This window comes from Microbispora bryophytorum, from assembly GCF_006874465.1.
Lineage (GTDB): Bacteria > Actinomycetota > Actinomycetes > Streptosporangiales > Streptosporangiaceae > Microbispora > Microbispora bryophytorum.
In genome coordinates this window covers 1-498 of the sequence record NZ_VIRL01000093.1, presented here as the reverse complement: position 1 = coordinate 498, position 498 = coordinate 1, and the positions used below count along the sequence as shown (strand labels likewise).

The following is a 498-nucleotide window of genomic DNA, read 5'->3' as shown; positions in this document are numbered from 1 at the left end:
CGGCGGGCGCGAGCCAGGCCGCCGGGGGCGGGACCTACACGATCTGGGACCCCTACCCGCAGTTCGACGACTCCTCCGACTGGGTGAAGCTGCTCACGCAGTGCGGGACGGAGGCCGGGGTGACCGTCAAGCGGACGGGCTACGACACCACCGACCTGACCAACAAGGCGCTGCTGGCCGCCCAGCAGGGCAACTCGCCGGACGTGCTGATCGTGGACAACCCGGTCGTCTCGACGCTGGCCGAGGCCGGCGTGCTGACCTCGACCGACGAGACGAAGATCGACACCACGACCGTCTCGCCGAACCTGCTCGCGGCGGGCCAGCTCGGCGGCAAGACGTACGGCATCCCGATCGGGGCCAACACGCTCGCCCTCTACTACAACAAGGAGGTGCTGAAGAAGGCCGGGGTGGACGCGGACGCGGTGAAGGACTGGGCGTCGCTGACCGCGGCGCTGGAGAAGGTCAAGGCGGCGGGCAAGAAGGGCATCACGTTCTCGG

The 498-nt window shown here is 69.5% G+C and carries 1 protein-coding gene; it reads left to right on the top strand.

Annotated elements, in window-relative coordinates:
* Positions 1 to 498: sugar ABC transporter substrate-binding protein (locus FLX07_RS35985; RefSeq protein ID WP_142576443.1), on the top strand; the 498-nt coding region annotated here is incomplete at both ends.